The sequence below is a fragment of the Kribbella sp. NBC_00662 genome, from assembly GCF_041430295.1.
Taxonomy (GTDB): domain Bacteria; phylum Actinomycetota; class Actinomycetes; order Propionibacteriales; family Kribbellaceae; genus Kribbella.
In genome coordinates, this window is sequence record NZ_CP109029.1 from 4978403 (window position 1) to 4997375 (window position 18973).

Genomic DNA, 18973 nt, shown 5'->3' on the forward strand with positions numbered 1-18973 from the left:
AACAGGGTGTGTTCAGACTCCGGCGGTCTGCGGCGGAGCGTCGTCCGAGGCATGCTTCGACGCCCACCGCGATGCTGCTGTCGAGTGCCGGTACGGCGGATCGGCCGGCACCGGATCGGCAGGCGGCGACGCTTCGACGACCGTGTCGAGCACCGGAGCGGCAGTCACGATCGGCGTACCGTCCGGCGCAAGCGCATGCACCTCTTCGACCGTGAGCAGTCCGACCGGGCGGACGCCTTCGGTGATGATCACGATGCAGCCGGGGATCACCTGCTGGGCGCGATTTCCCTTGGCCGGCACGAGAATCCCCTCGGCCGGCGTACGCCAGGCGCCGGGTGCGAACCGGCGCAGCGCGATGCCGGCCTGACCGTCCTCCGGCGTTCGCGGTGGGAGGTACGCCGTCGCGGTGTAGTCGTAGTCGTAGTCCGGCTCCGGCGGACCCGACACTCGCCCGCCCTGTTGGGGTGTCAACCAGAGCACCGTTCCGCGCACGGCGAGCGACCCCGTCATCATGACCATGAGAAGCCATCATGCCGATTACTGAGCGGATCCGCTACACGACACCGTGTATTCCCCGCGATCTGTCCGCGATCCCGCCGAGACTTTGTGAACACACCGACCATTGTGCGCGCAGGGAAGCGGTGATGGGTCCAGGAACTGCGTTGGGTAGCCTCTGGGGGTGGCTGAGGGTCGGAGAGGATCGTGGGAGGGACGCCTCGTTCGGCTCGGGTTCGAGGACCCGCAGCGCGCGGCGGGGATGCTCGAGGAGCTGGACGCGCTCGACTCGCACAGTCCGATGGCCACCGAGCAGTTGATCACCACGCTCGGGGAGTCCGCCGACCCGGATCTCGCGCTCCACGGGCTCTGCGCGATGGCGGAGGCGCTGCACAGACATCAGTACGACGTGGCCGCGTTCGCGCGCACGCTCGAGATGGACGACGGCTTCCGGCGCCGCCTCGTGTACGTGCTCGGCGCGAGTGAGGCGCTCGGCCGGCATCTCGCCGTACATCCGCGTCACTGGTACGACCTGGCCGACCCGGCGCTGGCCGGCGCCCGCCCGTCGGTCGAGGACGTCGCGGCCAAGCTTGTGACCGCGGTCGACGCGGACAACCCGATCGACGCGCTCCGGGTCGAGTACCGTCGCCTGCTCCTGAGACTGGCCGCGCGTGACCTCGCCGAGGGCCTGCTCGTCGACGAGGTCGCCGCCGTCCTCGCGGATCTGGCCGGCGGAGCGCTCGAGACCGCGTTGCACATCGCCCGCAACGAGTACTTCGCCGCGCACCCCGGCGCCGCCGACTGCCGGCTCGCGATCATTGCCATGGGCAAGTGTGGTGGCCGGGAGCTCAACTACGTCAGCGATGTCGACGTACTCTTCGTCGCCGAACCGCTCGAAGGCGAGCCCGAGCTGCCCGCACTCAAGACCGCGACCCAACTCGCGGCCGCAGCGATGCGGATCTGCTCCGCGCACACGGGCGAGGGCACGCTCTGGCCGGTCGACGCCGCGCTCCGCCCCGAGGGCAAGTCCGGTCCGCTCGTCCGCACGCTCGACAGCCACCTCGCGTACTACCAGCGCTGGGCGAAGACGTGGGAGTTCCAAGCGCTGCTCAAGGCCCGTCCGGTCGCGGGCGATGCGGCGCTCGGCAGAGAGTACTCCGAGAAGGTCGGCGGCCTCGCGTGGTCCGCGGCCGACCGCGAGGGCTTCGTCGACGACGTGCAGGCGATGCGCCGCCGCGTCATCGATCACATCCCGGCCGCGGATGTCGATCGCCAGCTCAAGCTCGGTCCCGGTGGGCTCAGGGACGTCGAGTTCGCAGTACAGCTCCTGCAGCTCGTCCACGGCCGCAGTGACGAGTCGGTCCGCAGCGGTACGACGTTGGTCGCGCTCGAGTCCTTGACCACCAGCGGGTACGTCGGCCGTACCGACGGCGCCGTACTCGCGGACGCGTACCGCTTCCTGCGCTCCATGGAGCACCGCATCCAGCTGTACCGCTTGCGCCGTACACACCAGGTCCCGGACGACGAGGCGGACCTGCGCCGTCTCGGTCGCTCGCTCGGTTTCACGAAGAACCCGGTCGCCGATCTGACCGCGGCCTGGAAGAAGCACGCACTCGAAGTACGGCGGCTGCACGAGAAGCTGTTCTACCGGCCGCTGCTGGCCGCGGTCGCGCGCATCCCGGGCGACGAGGTGCGGCTGACGCCGGAGGCGGCGAAGCAGCGGCTGACGGCGCTCGGGTACGCCGATCCCGCGTCGGCGCTGCGGCACATCGAAGCGTTGTCGGAGGGCGTGTCGCGGCGTTCGTCGATCCAGAAGGCGTTGCTGCCCGCGATGCTCGGCTGGTTCGCCGAATCGCCGGATCCGGACGCCGGCCTGCTCGCCTTCCGCACGATCTCCGACGCCCTCGGTTCGACACCGTGGTACCTGCGCCAGCTTCGCGACGAAGGGGCGTCGGCCGAACGCCTCGCGCACCTTCTGGCCAGCGGCCGGTATGCCGTCGACCTGCTGCAACGCGCCCCCGAGGCGACCGCGATGTTCGCGGACGAGCGCGAACTGACGCCACGGACCCAGGACGCACTGCTGTCCGAGATGTCGGCCGCCGCCCGCCGTCAGGACTCACCGGAAGCTGCAGTCGCGGCGATCCGAGCGGTACGCCGACGGGAACTGTTCCGGATCGCGGCCGCCGATCTGTCCGGACTGCTCGACGTGGAGAAGGTCGGCGAGGCGCTGACCGTGATCTCGGTCGGGACGCTGACGACCGCCCTGGAGGTCGCTCGGCGCGCCGTCGCGAAGGGCGAGCCCGAGCCGACGCGGATGTCGATCGTCGCGATGGGCCGTTTCGGCGGGCACGAGCTCGGCTACGGGAGCGACGCCGACGTGATGTTCGTGCACGACCCGAAGCCGGGCGCGGACGAGAAGGCCGCGACCGACTTCGCGACCCAGGCAGCGACCGAACTGCGCCGGCTGCTCGGGTTGCCGGGCACCGATCCCGCGGTCGTGGTCGACGCGGACCTGCGGCCGGAAGGCCGGCAAGGACCGTTGGTACGCACGCTGGCGTCGTACGCCTCGTACTACGCCAGATGGTCAGCGGTCTGGGAGGCGCAGGCTCTGCTGCGCGCCGACCCGCTGTGTGGCGACGCCGACTTGTGTCAGTCCTTCCGCGAGCTGATCGATCCGCTCCGCTACCCGGAGAACGGGATCAGCGACCGGGACGTGATGGAGATCCGCCGCATCAAGGCCCGCGTCGACGCGGAGCGCCTCCCGCGTGGCGCCGACCCGGCCACCCACACGAAGCTGGGCCGGGGTGGTCTCGCCGACATCGAATGGACCGTCCAGCTCCTCCAGCTCCGCGAGGCGCATCGCGTCCCCACCCTGCGTACGACGCGCACCCTCGGGGCGCTCTACGCCGGCGTGGACGCGAACCTCGTCGACCCGACCGAGGCGGACACGCTCCGCGCCGCGTGGGAGATGGCGACCCGGATCCGCAACGCGATCATGCTCGTCCGCGCCCGCCCCGGCGACTCGCTGCCGCGCGATCCCCGCGACCTCGCCGCGGTCGCCCAGATCTGCGGCTACCCACCCGGCGAGTCCAGCCGCTTCTCCGACGACTACCTCCGCACCACCCGACGGGCCCACAACACCGTCGCCCACCTGTTCTGGGACGACTAATAGAATCGTCTGGTGGTGGAAGCAGTGGATCAGGTCAGGCAGGCGGGCGTTTTCAGTACGGTCCGGCGGAGTGTTCGGATGACGGCTGGGCAGAAGCGGGTCTGGCAGACGCAGTGGCCGGAGCTCGGGCTGACGCAGGAGGACCTGCCGCCCGGCGAGCTCGATCTCGCGAGGTGGTTCGGCCGGGAAGCGCCTACCGTGCTGGAGATCGGTTCCGGAATGGGAGAGGCGACCGCTCAGCTCGCCGTCGCCGCGCCGGAGGTCAACCACCTGGCCGCCGAGGTCTACCCGGCCGGCCTGGGCCAGCTGATGCTGTGGGTCGAGAAGTACGACCTCGAGAACGTCCGCCTGCTCCAGGGCGACGCGCTCGACTTCCTCCGCGATCACGTGGCGCCGGGCACGCTGGCCGGCGTACGGATCTACTTCCCGGACCCGTGGCCGAAGAAGCGGCATCACAAGCGCAGACTGGTCAGCCCGCCGTTCGTCGCACTGGTTGCCTCCCGCCTCCAATCCGGCGGAGCGTTGCACCTGGCAACAGACTGGGCGGACTACGCCGACCGGATGTTCGCGGTCTGCGAAGCCGAGCCGGCGCTGCGGAACCAGTATGAGACCTGGGCCCCGCGCCCCGAATGGCGCCCGGTCACCAAGTTCGAGTCCCGCGCGCAGGCCGAGGGTCGCGAGGTCCGCGACCTCATCTACACCAAGGTCACGCTGACCGACTGGTGAAGTGCCACTGCCCGGCCGGCACCGTGTAGATCGTGTATCCGTCGGCGTACGTCGCCGAGCCCGCAAACGACTGCGGTACGGCGGCAACGTCCGACGCAGCCGCCGACGGTACATGGACCTCTGCCGTCGTACCGACCGGAACCTGCACCTCCATCGACAGCACCCGACCGGTCCGCTCCCAGGAGACCGACACCCGTCCGCGGATCGTCTCGGTCCGGATGCTCGCCGAGTCCACCTCGTCGCGCGCATCCGGCCGGACCACGATCCGCTCGCAGCCCGCGTCGATCACGCGCAGCCCGGCGACGTTCTCGAAGATCCACTGCACGACCGTGCCCTGGAAGTAGTGGTTGCGCGACCGCGAGTCGTCCTCCCACATCTCCCACATGGTGTCCGCGCCGAGGTCCAACCAGTAACCCCAGCTCGGGTAACTCCGCTGCAGCGCGACCTTGGTTGCCACGTCGCCGTACCCGTGCGCGGTCAGCACGGGCAGCAGTACGCCGACGCCCAGGCATCCCGTATTCAGATGGAAGCCGCGCGCCTCGACATCCGCCGCCAGCCCGGCCGCCACCCGGTCGACCATGTCTTCCGGAACGATCCCGAACGCCAGCGGCACAGCATTCGACGTCTGCCGGTAGTCCGGGTCCTCCGCCGACCGATACCGGCCCGCCGCACGATCCAGGAACGCCCGGTTCAGCCCGTCGGCGAGCTCCGCCGCCGCCTTCCGATAGTCGTTGGACTGCCCAATCAACTCGCCGATCTCCGCCGCGACCACGACAGCCCGATACAGGTACGCCGTACCCGTCAGCCGCCGGTCCTCGGGCGCCGGACCGTTCCCGTACCCCGGCGGAAGCCAGTCGCCGAGCACACTCACCGACAACCCGTCCTCGACCCGGCCGAGCTCCCAGGCCAGATAGCGGGTGAGCGATTCCCAGTGCTCGCGCAGCAGTCGCTCGTCGCCGTACCAGCGGTACATCTCGCGCAGCAGGAACGGGTACACCGTCGGCCATTCGGTCGCGGGGGAGAGGTCGGTGAAACCCCATCCGCTCGACGGCACGATCACCGGCAGCTGCCCGGAGTCCGCCTGGCTGTCCCGGATGTCGCCGAGCCACTTGGTGAAGAACCGCGCCAGGTCCAGCGTCGCCAGCATCGTGGGCGAACCCACCTGCGCATCCCCGGTCCACCCGTTCTTCTCGAAGAACGGCGTGTCCGTGGGGATCCCGTGCAGGTTGCTCAGGATCGTCCGCCGCATCGCCTGCTCGAACTGCTCGTACGGCGCCTGCGACGAAGCGAATCGGGTCACAGCACGAACATCGGAGTTGACCACCCGCATCTGCACGTCCGCCGGCGCGCCCTCGATCTGCACGTACCGGAAACCCTTGTAGGAGAACCGCGGCTCCCAGCTCTCGACCGCACCGTTGCCAGCCGCAACGTATTCGTCCCGCTGGATCCGGTCACCGTCGACGTGCCCGTTCTCCGCGACCACCTTGCCGTCAGCAACCGTCTCGCCGTGGGTCAGGCTGATCGTCGTCCCGGCCGGCGCCGTCACCGACAGCCTGGTCCAGCCCGCGACCGTTCGCCCGAAGTCCGCGATCCAGACACCCGGCCGCACCTCGGTGACCTCGACCGGATCCACGGTCTCGACCACCCGGATCGGCTCGTGCGCCTGCGTGGTCACCTTCCCCTTCGGCGCCTCGACGACCGCGGCCGCCGACCAGGACGAGTCGTCGAACCCGGGCGCGTCCCATCCCGGCAGCGCGCGGCGGGCGTCGTACGTCTCACCCGTGTACAGCGAGTCGGAGAGCGTCGGTCCGCCCGTGATCCGCCACGACTCGTCCGTGACGATCTCGTCCACGCGCCCGTCGTCGTACTCGACGACCAGCCGTGCGATCAGCCGCGGGTCGGCCGTCCACGGCGTCTGATGCCAACGCCAGACATTGACCGACGTCAGGCCGAAGAATCCGCGCCCGAGCTCAGCCCCGACCACGTTGCCGCCCGACCGCAGCAGCTCGGTGACGTCGTGCGTCACATAGAGCACAGTGCGGTCGTACGCGGTGAAACCAGGATCGAGTACGGCGTCACTCACCGCGTGACCGTTGACCCGGAGATCGGCGTACCCGAGGCCGCTCGCATACAACCGCGCCCGGCGGACGGTCCCGTCGACGGCGAACCCGCGCCGCAGCAGGGGAGCGCTGTCGGTCGAGCCGCCGATCCACTGCGCCGACCCGAAGCCCTCGTCGCGCAGACCGGTCTCGAACCATTCCGGTGCAGCCCACTCACCGGGCTGCTCGTCCCACAACCGGACAGTCCAGAAGTACCGCGTCCGCGCCGCTGTCGGTCCGTCGTACTCGATCCCGAAGGTTCGGGGTGAGTCGACCTTCCCCGAGTCCCATACATCCGCGCTCTCCGGAGTCAGCAGCTCCGGCGCGGACGCGACGAGGACCTGGTACGCCGTCTGTGTCGCGCCGTACCCGGGAGCGGTGGCGACCCAGCTGAACCGCGGCCGGTTCACGTCGACACCGAGCGGTCGGGCGGCGTACTCGGTCTTCAAGGATCGCGGAGTCAGCACGGACAGGACCGTAGGCAGTCAGGCCTCGACGCTTCAACCATCTGACCAGAACCGGCCGATGATCGATTCTGATCGTTTGTCTCGGTCCATGATTCATCGTCCCAAATGCTGAAACCTCAGCATCTTGCTCGACTTTGTCCGCTTTCATGGAGACATGCAGGTCATCTCGAACGCACCCGGCGACGCGCTCACGCGGCGCCGGCACGTCGACCTGCTGCGCGTGAACTCCTCGGGTTGTTGACCTACGCGAACCACTCCGCGTACCCGTCAGCCCGTCACCGACCCGTGGGAGTAGGTCCGTGCGTCGTCTCATCCTGATCGCCTTGCTGGGCTCGATCGCCCAGCTCGTCGACGGCACGCTCGGCATGGCGTACGGCGTCACCGCCAGTACGGCACTGCTGATCACCGGGCTCTCCCCGGCCGTCGCCTCCGCCTCGGTGCACCTGTCCGAGGTCGGCACCACGCTGGCCTCGGGCCTGTCGCACTGGCGTTTCGGCAACGTCGACTGGCGCGTGGTCGCGCTGATCGGTGCGCCGGGCGCGATCGGTGCGTTCGCCGGCGCGACGTTCCTGTCCAGCCTGTCGACCGAGTCCGCGTCGCTGTGGGTCGCCGGACTGCTGCTCCTGCTCGGCGTCTACATCCTGGTCCGGTTCGGCACCGGGAAGGTCCGCGCCGTGATCGAGGGTCGCCCGGCCGGGAAGTTCCTCGGTCCGCTCGGTCTGGTCGCCGGCTTCATCGACGCCACCGGCGGTGGCGGCTGGGGACCGGTCGCGAACTCCGCGCTGCTGTCCAGCGGCAAGCTGGCGCCGCGGCGCGCGGTCGGGTCGGTGAACGCGGCCGAGTTCCTGGTCTCGGTCGCCGCCAGCATCGGCTTCCTGTTCGGCCTCGGTCGGGACAGCCTGCCGTACGGCATCGTCGCCGCACTGCTGATCGGCGGCGTCATCGCGGCGCCGATCGCCGCGTGGCTGGTGTCGCGGTTGGCGACCCGCTGGCTCGGGGTCGCGGTCGGCCTGGTGCTGATCCTGACCAATGCCCGCACCCTGCTGAACGGTCTCGACGTCACCACCGGCCCGCGGTACGCCGTCTACGCCGCCCTCGTCGCCGCCTGGGCAGCCCTGGTCCTCTACGGAGTCCGGCTCGCACGTCGCGAACCGGCCACTGCACCCGAGGCCGTCATCGACGAGCGCGAGCTCGAACCCGCTTCCTGAAGCTTCGCCTTCCTTCACACCAAAGGTCTTCTCGTGAGCATCTCCGCCATCCGTCCGTTCCGTCTGCTCGCCGCAACCCTCGCCCTGACGATCGCCGCCGCAGGCTGCTCGCGCGCCGACGGGGGCGCCGACACCCAAGCCGCGTCGGCCGACAAGGGTCCCGCCACCGAGCTGCGGCTCGGCTACTTCCCGAACGTCACCCACGCCGCCGCGCTGGTCGGTCTCGGCAAGGGCCTGTTCACCAAGGAGCTCGGCAGCACCAAGCTGGTGCCGACCAAGTTCAACGCCGGTCCCGAGGAAGTCGGGGCGCTGCTCGGCGGCTCGCTGGACGCGGGCTTCATCGGCTCCGGTCCCGCGATCAACGCCTACGCGAAGTCCAACGGCGAGGCGGTCCGCCTGATCGCCGGTGCGACGTCCGGCGGCGCGCAGCTCGTGGTGAAGCCGACGATCACCAAGCCGGAGGACCTGATCGGCAAGACCGTCGTCACGCCGCAGCTCGGCAACACCCAGGACGTGTCGCTGAAGAAGTGGCTCGCGCAGAAGAACCTGACGGGCAAGGTCAAGGTCACCAACCTGGAGAACGCGCAGACGCTCGACGCGTTCAAGAAGGGCGACGTGGACGCGGCCTGGCTGCCCGAGCCCTGGTCGTCGCGGCTCGTCCTCGACGCGGGCGCGAAGGTGCTGCTCGACGAGGCGACGCTCTGGCCGGACGGCAAGTTCCCGACGACCGTGCTGATCGTCCGGACCCAGTTCCTGCAGGAGCACCCGGAGACCGTGAAGGCCTTGCTGTCCGGACTGCTCGCGGCGATCGACTACAGCGCCGCGAACCCGGCCGACGCCAAGACCGTGGTCAACGCCCAGTTGAAGGAAGCGACCGGTAAGGCGCTGAAGCCGGCTGTGATCGACCGGGCGTTCAAGAACATCCAGATCACCGCGGATCCGATCGCGAGCACGTTCCCGCAGCTGGCCAAGGACCAGGTCACCGCCGGGATCGCGAAGGAGGCGCCGAAGGTCGCGGGCTTCGCGGACCTCGGCCCGCTGAACGAGGTACTCAGCAAGGCAGGCAAGCCGACGGTCGACGCCGCCGGCCTGGATTCGAAGTAGGAGGCTGGCCATGACCGCGACCATCGAAACCTTGCCGGACGTGCTGAGCCCGGTGCGCTTTCATCAAGTAGGCAAGACGTTCGGGACCGGCCGGAAGTCGGTGGTCGCGTTGGACGGCGTCGATCTCGAGGTCGAGCCCGGTGAGTTCGTCTGCCTGCTCGGCGCGTCCGGCTGCGGCAAGACCACGCTGCTGAACCTTGTCGCGGGCCTCGACCAGCCCACGGCCGGCCGCATCGAGCTGAACTCGTCCCGCCCGGCGGTCGTCTTCCAGGAGCCGGCGCTGATGCCGTGGCTGACGGCTGCCGGGAACGTCGAGCTGCCGTTGCGGATGGCCGGCGTACCGAAGTCGGAGCGCCGGGCGAAGGCGGCCGAGCTGCTCGAGCTGGTGCGGCTGGCCGGCTTGGGGGACAAGCGTCCGCACGAGCTGTCCGGCGGTATGCGGCAGCGCGTCGCCTTGGCGCGGGCGCTTGCGTCCACGGCGGACGGCACCGATGGCAAGCCGGCGCTGCTGCTGATGGACGAGCCGTTCTCCGCGCTCGACGCGATCACCCGCGACGTCCTGCAGGGCGAGCTGCTGCGGATCTGGCGAGCCACCGGTACCGCGATCCTGTTCGTCACGCACGACGTCCGCGAGGCCGTGCGTCTGGGGCAACGCGTCGTACTGCTGTCGTCGCGACCGGGCCGGGTCGTGCAGCAATGGGATGTGGACGATGCCCCCGATGCAGTCGACGAGATCAACACAGCACTGCGCAAGGTGATCAGCAGTCATGCCGCTTGACGTCCAGGAAGGATCGGTCGAGGCCGGACTCGATGTGCTCGACACCCCGGTCAACACCACCGAGGGGTCCCGGGTACGGCGGATCGCCGCGCGCGTCCTGCCGCCGGTCGGAGCGATCGTCGTCCTGGTCGCGATCTGGCAGGCGTTGTGGGCCGCGGCGTTCTGGCCCGAGTTCAAACTGCCCGCACCGGCGGCCGTCTGGAGTCAGATCTGGCAGCTGGTGACGAGCGGCGACATCCTCGGGCTGTTCTGGGTATCGGTGCACCGGGCGGTCATCGGCTTCGCGATCTCGCTGCTGATCGCCGTACCGCTGGGGCTCGCGATCGCCAACATCACCGTCGTACGCCGGGGCATCGGGCCGCTCGTCTCGGGTCTGCAGAGCCTGCCCTCGGTCGCATGGGTGCCGGCGGCGATCCTGTGGTTCGGGCTGAACGACCGCGCGATCTACTGGGTCGTGCTGCTCGGCGCGGTGCCGTCGATCGCGAACGGTCTGGTCTCCGGTCTCGACCAGGTGCCGCCGATCCTGCCGCGGGTCGGCAAGGCCCTCGGCGCCGGGCGGTTCGGCGGTATCCGGTACATCCTGCTGCCGGCCGCGCTGCCCGGGTTCCTCGGCGGACTCAAGCAGGGCTGGGCGTTCTCGTGGCGGTCGCTGATGGCGGCCGAGCTGATCGCGACCTCCCCGGAGCTCGGTGAGGGCCTCGGGCAGTACCTGCACAACGGCATGTCGCTGTCGGACATCTCGATGGTGTTCGCCGGCATCGTGCTGATCTTCGTGGTCGGCGTCGGCATCGAGTTGCTGGTGTTCCGCCCGCTCGAGAACACCGTGTTGCGCGCGCGAGGACTACGTCCTGTCCAGTAATCCCACGCCTACTGCGCGGCACTCGGCACGGCACCTCGCCGCACGGGTGCAAAGGGAACGATGCTCCGCATCGACCCCTTCGCCCCCGCGCGCCGATGCACCGTGCCGAGCACCTGCTCGCTACGGCGTGGGATTACTGGACAGGACGACCACCTCCGCCCGCTGATCGGCTGCGCGCCGTACTGTTGGAGCGTGGTTCGATTCCTGCCGTTCCTGATCAGCTTGGTGCTCAGCGTGTATGCGCTGTTCTCCTGCATCCAGACACCCGACGAGGACGTGCCGCACCTGCCCAAGCTGGTGTGGATCGTCCTGATCGTGTTCGTCCCGTTCGTGGGGCCGATCGTCTGGCTGCTGATGTCGCGCACCCAGGGCGGCGGCGGCCGCGAGGCCGTCGTACGGCCGTCGCGGCCGGTCAGCCGCCCGCTGGCACCCGATGACGATCCGGACTTCCTGAAGTCACTGGACCGCTACCGGGACCCGCGCACGACGATCAAGCCGCCGGAGCCCGAGGAGCCCAAGAGCCCCAAGAAGCCGAAGAACCCCAAGGGCACGGCGAAGGACGACGATTCCCCGTCCGAGGAGGACGAGGGAACTGCCTGAGGGTTGGTAGCGGGCAGCTCCTACGCCGATTTCCGGTGCTCGGGGAGGACGGTGTTGTCGCGCTCGGACTCCGTCGTGCCACCCCAGACGCCGTACGGCTCTCCGACGGAGAGCGCGTGCTGCCGGCATTCGGGCTGGACCGGGCAGGTCCCGCACAGCGACTTGGCCACCATCTCGCGGGCGCGTTTGCGAACGCCACGCTCCGATTCGGGTGAGAAGAAGAGCTCCGGGTTGACGTCCCGGCATGCGGCTTGTGACTGCCAGTCCCACAGATCCATGAGCGGGCGGGGCAGGCGAGGCATCCCTCTCGACATGGCAACCTCCTTGACTCACCGTGAGCGCGGACGGGCGCTCGGTGAAAACTATGCTCATCTCTTACGTAGTTCAACCCTTGTTGTCTCGAAGTTCGGGCCATTCGTTATCACCGCGTGCCGTTGCGGGCCGTGATCGGGGCCCATTCAGGCGCACAGCAGGCGGCGCAGGTGTTCACGTCATCCCCCGTGTGACATGAGTCACTTGCTGAGCCACGCTCCGACAACGGCTGCGACGAGTCCGGTACCCAGGTTCAGTACGACGTTGAGCAACGCCTTGCCGCGATGTCCGGAACCGGCCAGCGCGGTCGTCTCGGCCGCGAACGTGCTGTACGTCGTGAACGCGCCGCAGAACCCGACGCCGACGAGCAAAGCGATCGTGTGATTGCCGACGCCGGTCAGCAACCCGAGCAGAAAACTGCCGAGGACGTTGACGGCGAAGGTTCCCCAGGGCAACGGGGTCTCGATCCGGGCGCCGAGCAACAACCGCCCCACCATGTGCTTGTCCACCAGGAACCTGAGCGGCGCACCGACCGCCGCGCCGAGTGCGACCAGCAGGATGTTCATCGGCGCCGTCCGCCCACGAGTTCGCCGATCGTTGCCGCTGCCAACGCCGCGGCGACCGTGCCGAAGAAGTAGACGAATGCAACAACCATCTGCACGTGCAGCAACTTCTCGGTGTCGACCGCGAAGGTCGAGAACGTCGTGAATCCGCCGAGGATGCCGGTGCCGAGGAAGGGCCGTAGCAGCGGATGGTGTCGCGGGGTCAACCGCGCGAGCAGGACCCCGATCGCGAAACATCCCAGCACGTTCGTGACGAACGTCGCCCAGGGGAATCCGGACGCTCCATGCGGTACCGCTTCGGCGAGCCCGTAGCGGGCCAGTGAGCCGATCACACCACCGAGAGCGACGACGCCGAGGATGCGTAGCAGTCCCGGTTCAGCTCTCATTCGCCGGATCGTAGCGGTAGTACTCGTGGGCGCCGTGGGCCGTCCCCTTCTCGCCGGTCAGTGCCCGGATCACCGTGGCGTGCGTGATCGCCAGGACCGGTCCGTCGGTGCTGGCAGTGTGCCGGGCGAGAGCGGCGCGGGCCCGCTCGCGGACCTGGGACAGCGGCTCCCACGGTCGCTGGACACCTTCCGGCCACTCGCCGTCGTACGCCTCGAACTCGGCTTGCGCGGCGTGGAGGTCGGCGATGCTGCGCCACAGGCCGGTCTGGTCCGGCATCCAGTCGCGGAGGTCGTAGTCGACCCGCACGCCGAGGGCGAGCCGGTGGCCGATGATCGCGGCACTGTGCAGGGCGCGGGTGAACGGCGAGCTGACCAGGTACGTCGCGCGGATGCCGCCGAGCAGGTCGGCGAGCTCCTCGGCCTGCTTCATCCCGACGGCACTGAGCGGGGCGGAGTCGGCCGCGGTCCCGGGCAGGCCCCGGGAGTCGATCGGCTCGTAGTCCGGCTCACCGTGCCGGACCAGGTAGATCTGCGTCACGGGCACGTTCTACCTCAGATGCCGGGCCCCTGCCCATCCACGCGAGTGGCCGGGCGGTGGCGGGAGCGGATCGGTGAGCGACGAGGGGGCGCGGACCTGGTGCAGTTCGTCGAAGAGGTTGTCGAGGCCGGCTCGCGGCGCGGACGGGCTCTGGCCGTCGACCCAGCGGACCTCGGTCGCGCCCTGGTGGCCGTGCACCGCCAGCACCGAGTCGAGGTCGGGCCAGACCGCTGTGGCCGGGTTGTCACCCCGCCATCGCAACGCCACCGAGCCGTCGCTGAACTCACACCCCTCAGCCACCACTCCGGTCCCCGAAACCCCACTCGGATCCCGATACCGAACCAACTCAAAGGTTCGCGGCCTCACCACCTGGAGCACTCCCCGTCGTCTAGCCGGTCTTGCAGCCCTCAACGAGCCCACACCACTTCCGGTTACTGACGGGCAACCGGGCGCCGCATGAAGATCCGCTCCGCCGGGTCGAGCCCGAACGCCGCCTCCGCCGCCTGGATCCGCACCAAGCCAGGTGTCAGTTCCGCCCCCGCCAACTCCGAGAACCCGAGCCGTGCGTAGTACGGCCCGTTCCACGGCACGCTCCGAAACGTGCTGAGCGTCAACGCCGGGATCTGTTGCCCGGCTGCCCACCGGTCGACGTACGCGATCAACTCCCGCCCGATCCCGTGTCCCTGGTATTCGGGATGCACACTGACCTGCTCGACATGCGGTCCTGGAGGGTGGGTAGTTCGTCTCGGTGGGCGGGACGGATGTTCATGGGTGCTATTGTCGTTCCCGTGAAGCGTAGCTATTGGCGATTTTTTGAGTGGCCGGCTCTGGTGCCGGGCAGCTCAGCCGATCGCTGACGCCCAACCGCAGACATCACAGCCGGCCCGAAGCCAAGGACATCCGTCCTTGGCTTTTCTCGTCTCACCAGCCGGCTGCCTGCGCTGCAACGCGAGTGGACCGGCGGAAAGGTCCCCCACGATGAACACCCTTCCCAGACCGACCGAGCAGGCGCGCGTCGTCGACCGGCGGATCGAGAAGACCGTCCCGCTGATCACGCCGCTCGAACTGCACGACGAGTTCCCGCTCGGCGACGAGCTCGCCGGACGCGTGGCCGACGGCCGGCAGGCGGTGGCCGACGTACTCAACGGCGTCGACGACCGGCTGCTGGTGGTCGTCGGTCCGTGCTCGGTCCACGACGCGAAGGCGGCCCTGGAGTACGCCGAACGACTGCGACCGGTCGCGGAGCGCCTGTCCGACGGCCTGCTGATCGCGATGCGCGTGTACTTCGAGAAGCCGCGCTCCACGCTGGGCTGGAAGGGCCTGATCAACGACCCGGATCTCGACGGTTCCGGTGACGTGAATCGCGGTCTTCGTATCGCTCGCCAACTCCTCGTCCAGGTCACCGAGCTCGGCCTGCCGGCCGGCTGCGAGTTCCTCGACCCGATCACCCCGCAGTACATCGCTGACACCGTCGGCTGGGGTGCGATCGGCGCCCGGACCGTCGAGAGCCAGGTGCACCGGCAGCTCTCGTCCGGTCTGTCGATGCCGATCGGGATGAAGAACCGTCCCGACGGTTCGATCGCCACGGCTGTCGACGCGATCAAGGCTGCCGCCGTACCGCACGTCTTCACCGGCATCGACCACGACGGCGCTCCCGCGATCCTGCACACCCGCGGCAACCCGGACTGCCACCTGGTACTGCGTGGCTCCGACAGCGGCCCGAACTACGACGCGGAGTCCGTCGCCGGCGCGGTCGAGTTGCTGCGCAAGGCGGGTCTGCCCGAGCGGGTCGTCATCGACGCGAGTCACGGCAACAGCCGCAAGGACCACCGTCGCCAGCCGGTGGTGGCCGAGGAGATCGGCGCGCAGGTCGCGGCCGGCAACAAGGCGATCGTCGGTGTGATGCTCGAGTCGTTCCTGCAGGAGGGGCGCCAGGACCTCGACCCGACCCGGGAGCTGACCTACGGCCAGTCGATCACCGACGCCTGCATGGGCTGGGAGACGACCGAGCAGACGCTCGAGAAGCTGCGGGATGCAGCAATCGCTCGACGGGGATAGCTGTTCAGCCGGCGTCAGCTCGAAACGGGGAAGCCCGGAATCACCGGCTGACGCTGCGCCTCGGAGCGTCGGATGGTGTCATTGATCCTCATGACGTTCCCGTACCCCGAGACGGACTATCGAGAAGACAACCGCGGCCAGGTCCACTTCTCCAGTCGCAGCGGCTGGATGAACGACGTCAACGGGCCGGTGTACTACCGCGGCGTGTATCACCTGTACTACCAGCACGCCCCGAACAGCCTGGTCTGGGACACCATGCACTGGGGTCACGCGACCAGCACCGACCTCGTGCACTGGACCCAGCAACCGATCGCCCTCGACCCACAGGTCCATCCCGGTGACCTGTGGTCGGGTGGCGGCGTCGTCGACACCAAGAACGTCAGCGGTCTGAAGAACGGCGACGACGACCCGATCCTCGTCTACTCCGGCACGAACGGTGTGACCGTCTTCTACAGCCTTGACGGCGGCAACACGTTCGCGTCGTACGCCGACGGGAAGAAGGTCGTCACGCCTGGCGGCACCAGCCGCGACCCGAAGGTGTTCTGGGACCCGGTCTCCGAGACCTGGGGAATGGTCGTGTGGTCCGATGAGGGCGGCAACGGCGTCGACTTCTTCACCTCGGTCAACCTGCTCGACTGGGCGTTCGCGTCACGCTATCCGGCCGACTGGTTGTTCGAGTGCCCGAACCTGATCCGGATGCCGATCGACGACGAACACCGCTGGGTCCTGCACGCCGGCAGCGGCAAGTACGTCATCGGCGAATGGGACGGTACGACGTACCACTCGGACTGGATCGAGCCGCAGAAGATCAACCAGACCGAGACCTTCGCCGGCGCCGGGTACTACGCGGCCCTGAACTTCGAGAACGTGCCGAACGGGCGGATCGTCTCGATGGCATGGCAGGGCGAGAACAAAGGCTCGATCTGGACCGGCAACGCGTCCTTCCCGGTCGACCTCACCCTGCACCACACCGACAACGGCATCCGGGTCTTCAGCACGCCGATCCCGGAGCTCGCATCCTTGCGCACCAGCTCGGAAACCTGGGAAGACCTGATCGTTGCCGACGGCACCCGGCAGCTCCCGGCCGGCAGCACCTACGAGCTGGAGGCGACCGTCGACGTCAGCCGGGCCACGCGTTTCACCCTCAACGTGGGCCGTGAGGTGACGTACGAAGACCAGCATCTCGACGGCGCCGAGCTCCGGCCGATCGACGGCAAGATCAAGCTCCACCTGCTGGTCGACCGCGATCAACTGGATGTCTTCGGCAACGACGGTGCGGTCTACCAGAGCTACAACGTCCGTCCGACCGAGCTGGAGCTGACGGCCAAGGGCCGCGCAGCCGTCGAGCAGCTGACGATCCATCAGCTCGGGTCTATCTGGCGATAGCCGCCGTACGAGCCTTCGTCACGGTGATCAGGTCGGCGGGGGACAGGCCGATGTCGAGCCCGCGCCGGCCGCCCGACACGTAGACCGTCAGGTGGTCGGTGGCGGTGCTGTCGACAACGGTCGGCAGTGCACGCTTCTGGCCGATCGGGCTGATCCCGCCGACGACGTACCCGGTCGTGCGCTCGGCGGCGGCAGGGTCGGCCATCACCGCTTTCTTCCCGCCCGCCGCGGCCGCGATCGCCTTCAGATCAAGCTGTTTCCCGACCGGTACGACGCCGACCGCGAGCTTCCCGTCGACCTCGACGAGCAGGGTCTTGAACACCTGCTCCGGATCGAGCCCGAGCGCCTCGGCAGCCTCCAGCCCGTACGACTTCGCCGCCGGGTCGTGCTCGTACGCGTGCGTCGTGAACTCGACCTTCGCCTTCGTCAGCGCGACCGTCGCCGGCGTGCCCTGAGACTGCTTACTCTTCGCCACCCGGCGAGCTTAATCCCGCGGGCACCAGCCGGACGCAGCAGCGGCCGGGGCCGGGATCCAGTCGCGCCTCGTACAGAAGGCCGAGCGTGCTGACGATTCCCGCCAGCAGATGCAGGTTCATGCCGCAGACCAGCTTCGGCTGGTCCTGGGCGATGCGCTGGAACGGACAGTTCACCAGCGCGATGCCGTCCTTGTCCGCACGCGGTTCGAAGCCGTGCGAGGCCAGGATCTCGGTCACCGGCCGGTCGCCCGCCGCGCGTCCGAGGGTCTCGCCGTACTCCCGCGCCCTGCGGTTGACCGCCTCGCGCGGCGAGCCACCGGTCTCTTCGGCGTCCTCGACGGCGGCGGCGAGGAGGCGGCCGGCGACGGCGTACTGGCGTTCTGGCAGGGAGATCTCGATCTCACGGTCGGAGCGGTGGTAGAGCTTCGCCGGCCGGCCGGCGCCCGGTCCGGTGCGCCCGCTGCGGCGCTCGTAACAGGTGTCGAGCAGACCCTCTTCGGTCAGCCGGTCGAGGTGGAACGCGGCCGTCGTCCGGGGGATGCCGAGCTCGGTCGCGGCCTCGTCGCGGCTCACCGGCTCGGGCGAGCCGACGACGTACTCGTAGAGCCGGCGCCGGGTCGGCTCGTCCAGGGCGGCCACCGCCTGAACTCCTGCGTCCCACGACGTGTCCACGGGATGATTCTATCGACAACTTGCGTTGATGTAACAGTTATAGTGGCAGTTCGTTGACACCTCAGGGAGTGTGCAGATGGCGATCTCGGCCGACCTCGAGTCCGTCCCCCTCCACATCGTCGCGCGACGGGCGGAGATCGATCTGCCGGCCGCGCAGCGCGCGGTCGCCGATCTGCTGACCGCGCTCGGGCGGGACCCGGAGAGCGCGCACCTGGCGGACACCCCGCGCCGGGTCGCGAACGCGTACGCGGAGATGCTCACCCCGCGCGAGTTCGAGCTGACCACGTTCCCGAACGACGAGGGGTACGACGAGCTCGTGCTCGCCAAGGACATCCCGGTGCAGTCGTTGTGCGAGCACCATCTGCTCCCGTTCCAGGGTGTCGCCCACGTCGGGTACCTGCCCGGCGACCGGATCCTCGGGCTGTCGAAGCTGGCCCGGGTGGTGGAGCTGTTCGCCCGCGACTTTCAGGTGCAGGAGCGGCTGACCAAGCAGGTCGCCGACTGGCTGCAGGACCACCTCGACCCGAAGGGCGTCGGAGTGGTGATCGAGGCCGAGCATCAGTGCATGTCGTTGCGCGGCGTCCGCGCGGCCGGCTCGCGCACGGTCACGTCGTCGCTGCACGGGATCCTGCGCGACAACCCCAGTTCGCGGCAGGAGTTCTTCGCGCTGACCGGCCTCACCCCGTAGGCCGGGCGGTCAGTCCGAAGGCTGTAGGTCAGGCCGACGCGACGGCCGACGGGTGGTGGTGGGTGCGGCGGCCGGTGGCGAGGATGTGCGTGAGCTCACCGGGCAGCAGGTCGGTGCCTGGGACCGGCTCCATCTCGGAGACGTCCAGCCAGCGCACGACGGTCGCGCCGCAGTGGCCGTGGACGGCGAGGATGGAGTCCAGGTCCGGCCAGACGGCCGTGGAGGGGTTCGCGCCGTGCCAGCGGAGCGCGACCGAGCCGTCGGTGAAGACACAGCCTTCGGCGACGACGCCGGTACCGGAAACCCCGCTGATGTCGGTGTAGCGCACGAGTTCGAACGTCTGGGGTTTCACTGCAGACACCCCGGGGGGCGACAGATTGGTGCCATGA

General features: G+C 69.0%; 22 protein-coding genes. 11 read left to right on the forward strand and 11 right to left on the reverse strand.

Annotation, left to right across the window (positions count from 1 at the left end; translation table 11 throughout):
• Positions 1-12: 12 nt before the first annotated feature.
• Positions 13-519 carry a hypothetical protein gene (locus OHA10_RS24945; RefSeq protein ID WP_371401179.1) on the reverse strand — a complete coding sequence of 169 codons (507 nt, stop codon included), beginning with the start codon at positions 517-519 and terminating at the stop codon, positions 13-15.
• 238 nt (positions 520-757) lie between these two features.
• Between OHA10_RS24945 and OHA10_RS24950 the strand changes: the two genes are divergently transcribed.
• Together OHA10_RS24950 and trmB are read left to right on the forward strand one after the other, a co-directional pair.
• On the forward strand, positions 758-3664 hold the full coding sequence (locus OHA10_RS24950) for a bifunctional [glutamine synthetase] adenylyltransferase/[glutamine synthetase]-adenylyl-L-tyrosine phosphorylase (RefSeq protein ID WP_371407989.1): 2907 nt from the start codon (positions 758-760) through the stop codon (positions 3662-3664).
• A gap of 78 nt (positions 3665-3742) precedes the next feature.
• On the forward strand, positions 3743-4390 hold the full coding sequence (gene trmB, locus OHA10_RS24955) for a tRNA (guanosine(46)-N7)-methyltransferase TrmB (RefSeq protein WP_371401180.1): 648 nt from the start codon (positions 3743-3745) through the stop codon (positions 4388-4390).
• Here the strand turns inward: trmB and OHA10_RS24960 are convergent.
• Complete coding sequence (locus tag OHA10_RS24960) at positions 4371-6956, reverse strand: family 78 glycoside hydrolase catalytic domain (protein WP_371401181.1); 2586 nt, start codon at positions 6954-6956, stop codon at positions 4371-4373. The genes trmB and OHA10_RS24960 overlap by 20 nt on opposite strands.
• 154 nt (positions 6957-7110) lie before the next feature.
• Here OHA10_RS24960 and OHA10_RS24965 point away from each other — a divergent pair, with 154 nt between their 5' ends.
• The 6 genes from OHA10_RS24965 (at position 7111) to OHA10_RS24990 (ending at position 11505) form a co-directional block, all read left to right on the forward strand.
• Positions 7111-7197: a putative leader peptide gene (locus tag OHA10_RS24965; protein WP_371407990.1), complete on the forward strand. Its 87-nt coding sequence runs from the start codon at positions 7111-7113 to the stop codon at positions 7195-7197.
• A gap of 58 nt (positions 7198-7255) precedes the next feature.
• Positions 7256-8164 carry a sulfite exporter TauE/SafE family protein gene (locus tag OHA10_RS24970; protein WP_371401182.1) on the forward strand — a complete coding sequence of 303 codons (909 nt, stop codon included), beginning with the start codon at positions 7256-7258 and terminating at the stop codon, positions 8162-8164.
• 33 nt (positions 8165-8197) lie between these two features.
• The gene (locus OHA10_RS24975) at positions 8198-9268 is read left to right on the forward strand and encodes an ABC transporter substrate-binding protein (RefSeq protein WP_371401183.1); all 1071 of its coding nucleotides are present in this window, start codon (positions 8198-8200) and stop codon (positions 9266-9268) included.
• A gap of 10 nt (positions 9269-9278) precedes the next feature.
• The gene (locus OHA10_RS24980) at positions 9279-10046 is read left to right on the forward strand and encodes an ABC transporter ATP-binding protein (RefSeq protein ID WP_371401184.1); all 768 of its coding nucleotides are present in this window, start codon (positions 9279-9281) and stop codon (positions 10044-10046) included.
• Positions 10036-10905 carry an ABC transporter permease gene (locus tag OHA10_RS24985; RefSeq protein ID WP_371401185.1) on the forward strand — a complete coding sequence of 290 codons (870 nt, stop codon included), beginning with the start codon at positions 10036-10038 and terminating at the stop codon, positions 10903-10905. Before OHA10_RS24980 ends, OHA10_RS24985 begins: the two co-directional genes overlap by 11 nt.
• 192 nt (positions 10906-11097) lie before the next feature.
• The gene (locus OHA10_RS24990; RefSeq protein WP_371401186.1) at positions 11098-11505 is read left to right on the forward strand and encodes a PLD nuclease N-terminal domain-containing protein; all 408 of its coding nucleotides are present in this window, start codon (positions 11098-11100) and stop codon (positions 11503-11505) included.
• A gap of 20 nt (positions 11506-11525) precedes the next feature.
• Here OHA10_RS24990 and OHA10_RS24995 read toward each other — a convergent pair whose 3' ends face one another.
• From OHA10_RS24995 to OHA10_RS25020, 6 genes are all read right to left on the reverse strand, one after another.
• Positions 11526-11819, reverse strand: a complete 294-nt coding sequence (locus tag OHA10_RS24995) for a WhiB family transcriptional regulator (RefSeq protein ID WP_134097793.1) — start codon at positions 11817-11819, stop codon at positions 11526-11528.
• Positions 11820-12017: 198 nt separating this feature from the next.
• Entirely contained in the window at positions 12018-12383 is a 366-nt protein-coding gene (gene crcB, locus OHA10_RS25000; RefSeq protein ID WP_371401187.1) for a fluoride efflux transporter CrcB, read from the reverse strand.
• Positions 12380-12766, reverse strand: a complete 387-nt coding sequence (locus tag OHA10_RS25005) for a CrcB family protein (protein WP_371401188.1) — start codon at positions 12764-12766, stop codon at positions 12380-12382. The genes crcB and OHA10_RS25005 overlap by 4 nt, the downstream gene beginning before the upstream one ends.
• Positions 12756-13304 carry a histidine phosphatase family protein gene (locus OHA10_RS25010; protein ID WP_371401189.1) on the reverse strand — a complete coding sequence of 183 codons (549 nt, stop codon included), beginning with the start codon at positions 13302-13304 and terminating at the stop codon, positions 12756-12758. The genes OHA10_RS25005 and OHA10_RS25010 overlap by 11 nt, the downstream gene beginning before the upstream one ends.
• Positions 13305-13313: 9 nt before the next feature.
• Positions 13314-13604, reverse strand: coding sequence for a hypothetical protein (locus tag OHA10_RS25015; protein WP_371401190.1), 291 nt, complete (start codon positions 13602-13604; stop codon positions 13314-13316).
• A 131-nt stretch (positions 13605-13735) separates the two neighbouring features.
• The gene (locus tag OHA10_RS25020; protein ID WP_371407991.1) at positions 13736-14107 is read right to left on the reverse strand and encodes a GNAT family N-acetyltransferase; all 372 of its coding nucleotides are present in this window, start codon (positions 14105-14107) and stop codon (positions 13736-13738) included.
• A gap of 175 nt (positions 14108-14282) precedes the next feature.
• Between OHA10_RS25020 and OHA10_RS25025 the strand changes: the two genes are divergently transcribed.
• A complete protein-coding gene (locus OHA10_RS25025) occupies positions 14283-15362 on the forward strand; it encodes a 3-deoxy-7-phosphoheptulonate synthase (RefSeq protein WP_371401191.1) in 1080 nt (359 codons plus the stop codon).
• Positions 15363-15434: 72 nt separating this feature from the next.
• Entirely contained in the window at positions 15435-16748 is a 1314-nt protein-coding gene (locus OHA10_RS25030) for a glycoside hydrolase family 32 protein (RefSeq protein WP_371401192.1), read from the forward strand.
• Here OHA10_RS25030 and ybaK read toward each other — a convergent pair.
• Together ybaK and OHA10_RS25040 are read right to left on the reverse strand one after the other, a co-directional pair.
• A complete protein-coding gene (gene ybaK, locus OHA10_RS25035; protein ID WP_371401193.1) occupies positions 16735-17223 on the reverse strand; it encodes a Cys-tRNA(Pro) deacylase in 489 nt (162 codons plus the stop codon). The genes OHA10_RS25030 and ybaK overlap by 14 nt on opposite strands.
• The gene (locus OHA10_RS25040) at positions 17210-17896 is read right to left on the reverse strand and encodes a helix-turn-helix transcriptional regulator (protein ID WP_371401194.1); all 687 of its coding nucleotides are present in this window, start codon (positions 17894-17896) and stop codon (positions 17210-17212) included. Before OHA10_RS25040 ends, ybaK begins: the two co-directional genes overlap by 14 nt.
• Positions 17897-17972: 76 nt before the next feature.
• On the opposite strand from OHA10_RS25040, the gene folE reads away from it, so the two are divergent.
• Positions 17973-18584: a GTP cyclohydrolase I FolE gene (gene folE / locus OHA10_RS25045; RefSeq protein ID WP_371401195.1), complete on the forward strand. Its 612-nt coding sequence runs from the start codon at positions 17973-17975 to the stop codon at positions 18582-18584.
• 28 nt (positions 18585-18612) lie between these two features.
• On the opposite strand, the gene OHA10_RS25050 is transcribed toward folE, so the two are convergent.
• On the reverse strand, positions 18613-18936 hold the full coding sequence (locus tag OHA10_RS25050; protein ID WP_130446909.1) for a hypothetical protein: 324 nt from the start codon (positions 18934-18936) through the stop codon (positions 18613-18615).
• Positions 18937-18973: the final 37 nt, after the last annotated feature.